The following is a 5,364-nucleotide window of genomic DNA, read 5'->3' as shown; positions in this document are numbered from 1 at the left end:
CGCCCGCAGTCCCGCCGACCGCCGGCATCCCGACCTCCGGGTTCAGCGCCGGCCCGGGCAACGAGGCGGACCTGCCCGCCCGGCTGGAAGACTCGATGCGCCGTCAACACGCGTACCTGGCACGCCTGCTGGACGCGCTCGCCGACGACCGCACGTTCGCCGCCTGGCTGCGCGAGGAGGGTCCGGCGCACTGGTCGGTCGCACTGTGGGCACTGAAGGCGCTCAGCTACCACTGGTCGGCCCGCGCCACCGATCCGGAGCGCGCCCTGCTGATCGCCCGGCGCTGCGTCGAGATCGCCCACTCGCTGGACGGCCCCTGGCCGGACGGCGACGAGGAGGACATGGGCCGGGCCCGGCTGCTGGCCGTCACCCTGGAGGGCCTGGCCGACGTCACCACCGAACTCGGCCGCTACACCGAGGCGTACGACCTGCTGCGGGCCGCCGAGCAGTGGCTCCAGGTCGACCAGGGGGAACGGACCCGGGCCGGCAAGGACCTGTGGACCGCCTTCGACCAGGTCACCGGCACCGCGCCGAACGACGGCCTGTACCGCAAGCTCGCCGCGGCCGCGCGGCGCAGCGGCGACGACGCGGGCGCCGAGCACTGGGCCCGGCTGCACCGGGAGCACGAGGAGGCCGCCCCCGTCCGGGACCACGACCGGATGGTGGCCATCGTCGACGGCGCCATGCGGACCTTCGCGGACGGCGACCCGGAGCTGGCGCTGCGCCGGCTGAGCGCCGCGCAGGCCATCGCCGAGGAGGAGTTCGTCCGCAGCCCCGTCAAGGTCGCGATGGCGACGGTGCGCCACGCCTTCGGGCTGCTGCACACCAGCCTCGGGCTGCCGCGCACCGCCCTGGAGCACTTCGCGGCGGCCCGGGCACTGAACGCGGGGAACGCCGACCGGCTGGCCGCGGACTGGATCGCCACCGCGGCCGTGCTCAAGCAGTGGCCCGACTTCGGCCGCGTCACGACGGCGTACGAACAGGTGCTGGTGCTCTCCTCGGTGGCCGGCGGACGGCGCGGGGAGAGGCTGTTCTGGGCGCCCCGCGGCGAGCCCACCGCGGCGACCGGACGGAGGATCGTCGCCGTCGAACGGGCCTGGAGCATCGTCCTGCCGATGGCTCAGGAGGCTTGGCGGGAAGGCGAGTTGTACACCGCGACGGACGTCCTGACGCTCGGCGCCGACCTCGCCGACCTGGTCCGGGCCGCCCAGCCGGACCCGGCCGTGCGGATCCGGGTCCAGGACGAGCGCGCCCACGTCCACGAACTGCTTACCCGCTACCGGCTGGAACGGGCCGCCCGGCAGCAGGCGGAGGCGGCGGAGCACATCGCCGGCGCGTACCTGGCCGCCGAACGCAAACGCGCCCGCGCGCTGATCGACGCCATGAGCACCGCCCGGCTGCGCGCCCCCGCCGGCCTGCCCCCGGCGCTGCTCGCCCGGGAGGCGGCGCTGCTGCGCGCCCGGGCCGAGACCGAGACCGCCGGCCGGGTCGACTGGACGCGGCACCACCGGCTCAGCGGCGAACTCGACCGCCTGTGGGAACGGATCGCCGCCCACGGCCCGGAGGCCGCCGAGTACACCGCGATCCGGCGGGCCGACGTGATGACCCCCGCCGACGTCCGCGCCGAACTCGCGGGCGAGAACGTCCTGGTGGCCTCCTACGCGCTGCTCGACGACGGGCAGGTGGTGCTGTTCGCACTCGACGCCGAACGGGGCCTGCGGGCCGGGTACGTGGACGCCGACGGGCCGCGGATGCTGCGGTTCGTCGAGGACCACTTCGGCAGCGCCGGCCAGGTCCGCGAACTCGCCGAGGACCTGCCCGGGCTGCTCCAGCACGAACTGGCCCCGCTGGTCGCCCCGTTGGCCGAGGCCGCGGCGCCCGGGCAGACCGTGCTGATCTGCCCCACCGGCTCCCTGCACCACGTCCCGTTCCACGCCCTCGCCGTCCCCGGCCACCCGACCCTGCTCGACCGCAACCCCGTCGGCTACCTGCCGACCGTCTCCCTGCTGCGCACCCTCAACCGCCGCACCCCCGCGACGGGTTCCGGCGCCGTCGTCCTCGGCGACCCCGGACGCGACCTCCCGCACGCCCGCGCGGAGGCCGCCGCGCTGGCCGCCCGGCTCGGCACCGCACCGCTGCTCGGCGACGCGGCCACCAGGGAGCGGGTGCTGCGCGCCGCCCCCGGCGCGGCCGTCCTGCACGCCGCCTGCCACGCCCGCTTCGACGCCGCGGACCCGCTGGCCTCCGGACTCGTGCTGGCCGACGGCGTCCTGACGGCCCGGGACATCCTGCAGCAGGACTGGCACAGCGTCCGGCTCGCCGTCCTCTCCGCCTGCGAGACCGGCATCGGCCGGACCAGCCGCACCGACGAGACGCTCGGCCTCAGCCGTGCCCTGCTGTTCGCCGGCGTGCGCTCGCTGGTGATGAGCCTGTGGCGGGTTCCCGACCGGACCACCGCCGCCCTGATGGGCGACTTCCACGACCTGACCCGGGCCGGCACCGCCCCCGCCCCCGCGCTGCGCGCCGCCATGCTCGCCGCCCGGGACCGGCCCGGCGGCGACCGGCTCGACCGCTGGGCGGCGTTCTGCCTGCTCGGCGACTGGCGGGCACCGGCCCGACCGGACGCCTGACCGGGTCGGCCCGCCCGACCGGCCGACCCGCCCATCGAGACCCTGGAGACCGGATGGAGACCCCCTTCGAACTGCCCGACGGCTACCGCCTGTTGGACCTGGTCGAACCCGCCGTGGACGAGAACGAGCCCGACCGGCACCTGGAGCCGCTGGACGAGGAGACCGTCAGCCTGCTGCGCCGGCGCACCAGGATCGGCCTGGCCCGCGGCCCGGTCCGGGAGGTCGCCGCCGACCGGCCGGGCCGGGTCGGCTACGACATCCCGCTGATCTGCGTGATCCAGGCGCACCCCGAGACGAACGTGCGCTGGTCGCGGCTGGTGGTCGATCTGTCGGTCTCGCCGGGCGCGGTGGTGGCGGACATGTCGCCGGTCCTGGTGGACGGGGAGCACCCGGTGGAGGTCGAGACCACGGTGGGTGCCGGGCTGACCTTCCAGTTGGCCAGCTCGGTGCTCGGCGGGGCGCTCAACCCGCAGCTGACCCGGCGGCGGACGGTGTACTGCCCGAGGATCACCTCCTCGGGTACCGGATTCACCGCCGCCTACTGGGACTTCCGGGCCTCCGACCGGGAGTTCCTGCACGTCAACGAGGAACTCCGGCTGCTGGTCGACGCCCCGGCCGGCGCGCCCGTCGACGCGACCGTCACCATGCGGGTGCGGATCATGCCGCGCGGCGCGCTCCGGGTCGTCCGGCTGACCGGCAAGCTCGGCACGAGCGAGAAGCGCTGCCGCCTCGCCGAGCCGTCCGGGGCCTCCGCCGGGGCCTCCGCGGCTCCCGCCGGGCTCTTCGGGGCTTCCAACGGGCCGTCCTTGGCTCCGGGGACGGGTGGTACGCAGCCGACCTGACGGCCGGTCGTCGGTGTGCAGAGCCAAATGTAAAAGATTCCCCACCTGTGTCCATGACAAGCCGTCAGAAGTGTGGACCACCGCTGGGCACTTCCGTAGGTTCGGTGCCGTCCGGTGACCGTGTGATCGCCGAAGTCCCGCCGGGAGCAGGCGACTTGACACTGTCACGCGCGTACTGGAGAAAGCGGAGGGAACCATGCGTGCCACCCGTACGAAGCTGAGCCTCCTGGCCGGCGCACCGCTCGTCGCGGCCGTCCTACTCGCGTTCAGTGCCGGCTCCGCCGCGGCCGCGATACCGATCAACCAGCCGATGACCGGCATGGCCACCTACTTCACCGACACCGGCTACGGCGCCTGCGGCACCCAGATCAACGCCGGCACCCAACTGCTGGTCGCCGTCCCCGCCAGTTGGTGGACCACCGCCAACCCCAACAACGACCCGCTCTGCAAGGGCATTTCGGTCAAGGTCAGCTACCAGGGCAAGACCCTCACCCTGCCCGTCAAGGACCAATGCCCGTCCTGCGCCTCCACCCACCTGGACCTGAGCAAGCCCGCCTTCGCCCAGTTCGCCCCGCTGTCGCAGGGCATCATCAACGGCATCACCTGGCAGTTCGTCCAGACCAGCCTCAGCGGACAGACCGTCCCCGTGGGCGCCCTCGTCACCGGCTCCGCCGCCGGCTGACGCTCCGCCCGTCGCCTGGCCGCGCCCTGTCGCGGTCCGGGCGCGCTGCCAGCGCCCTGCCACGGTCCGGCGCGCGCTGCCAGCGGCATGCCGGCGTTCTGCCAGCGGGATGCGGAACCGTCGGACGGGCCGGGAGGGCACGTCGCCACCGAGGCGCGCGTGCCGGCTCCCGGCCCGTCCACGAAAGGCCATCCGCATGACCCGCACCGCCCCGCCCGCAGGCCCGCACCGGATCACCGCAGCATCCCGGCGCGTCGGCCTCCGCCCCCACCTCCGCCTCGGCCTGGCCTTCGCCGGACTGCTGGCCACCGCCGCCCCGGCGTCCGCCACGGCCGCGCCGGACGCCGCTCCGGTGCCGCGCCTCGCCTGGACGGCATGCGCCGACGGCTTCCAGTGCACCACCGCCCGCGTCCCGCTCGACCACCACGACCCGCACGGCGCCACCATCGACCTCGCCGTCCTCCGGCACCCCGCCGAGGACCCGGCCCACCGGATCGGCTCCCTCTTCTACAACCCCGGCGGACCGGCCGTCCCGGCACCGCCGCGCTGCCCCTGATGCTCGGTCAGTTCCCGGACGAGGTCCGCAAGCGCTTCGACCTCGTCTCCTTCGACCCGCGCGGCACCGGCGGCAGCGCCCCCGTCCAGTGCTTCGACCACCCGGCGGACGAGCAGGCCCTGCTGGCCGGCACGGCAGCCGGCTACCCCGAGACCGCCGCGCAGCAGACGGCCTGGACCGACGCGTACCGGGCGCTCGGCCGGCAGTGCGCCGCCCGCAACCCCGCCCTGCTGCCGCACCTCTCCACCGCGAACGTCGCCCGCGACCTGGACCTGCTCCGGCAGGCCGTCGGCGACCGGCGACTCAGCTACCTCGGCACCTCGTACGGCAGTTACCTCGGCGCCACCTACGCCAACCTGTTCCCCGGACGGGTCCGCGCCATGGTCCTGGACAGCGCACCCGACCCGGTGGCCTGGTCCACCGGCCGCGGGCCGACCCTCATGGGCCCGCTGCTGCGCAACGGGAGCGACCTCGCCGCCGGCCGCGTCCTCGACGCCTTCCTCGACCGGTGCGGCCGACTCGGCCCCGACGCCTGCGCGTTCTCCGCCGGAACCGCCCCCGCGACCCGGGCCCGGTACGGCGAGCTGCTCCAGCGGCTGCGCACCCGCCCGGTCGTCCTCGGCGGCACCCCCTTCACCGCCGCGGCCACCGTGG

5 protein-coding genes are annotated in these 5,364 nt (G+C 75.3%); all 5 read left to right on the top strand.

The window, feature by feature from the left end:
- Positions 1 to 2,630, top strand: a 2,630-nt coding sequence (locus tag KCH_RS02595; protein ID WP_035858560.1) for a CHAT domain-containing protein, incomplete at its 5' end; no start/stop codon positions are given.
- A 53-nt stretch (positions 2,631 to 2,683) separates the two neighbouring features.
- Positions 2,684 to 3,472, top strand: coding sequence for a hypothetical protein (locus tag KCH_RS02590; RefSeq protein WP_035858559.1), 789 nt, complete (start codon positions 2,684 to 2,686; stop codon positions 3,470 to 3,472).
- 196 nt (positions 3,473 to 3,668) lie between these two features.
- The gene (locus tag KCH_RS02585; RefSeq protein ID WP_051652659.1) at positions 3,669 to 4,154 is read left to right on the top strand and encodes a cysteine/serine endopeptidase inhibitor; all 486 of its coding nucleotides are present in this window, start codon (positions 3,669 to 3,671) and stop codon (positions 4,152 to 4,154) included.
- 196 nt (positions 4,155 to 4,350) lie between these two features.
- Positions 4,351 to 4,710 carry a hypothetical protein gene (locus KCH_RS40815; RefSeq protein WP_051652658.1) on the top strand — a complete coding sequence of 120 codons (360 nt, stop codon included), beginning with the start codon at positions 4,351 to 4,353 and terminating at the stop codon, positions 4,708 to 4,710.
- Positions 4,710 to 5,364, top strand: a 655-nt coding sequence (locus KCH_RS40810; protein ID WP_167573961.1) for an alpha/beta fold hydrolase, incomplete at its 3' end; no start/stop codon positions are given. The genes KCH_RS40815 and KCH_RS40810, both read left to right, overlap by 1 nt.

Origin of the sequence: Kitasatospora cheerisanensis KCTC 2395 (assembly GCF_000696185.1) — a bacterium.
GTDB lineage: Bacteria > Actinomycetota > Actinomycetes > Streptomycetales > Streptomycetaceae > Kitasatospora > Kitasatospora cheerisanensis.
The sequence above is the reverse complement of the archived record's forward strand: the minus strand, read 5'-3'. Positions and strand labels throughout refer to the sequence as shown.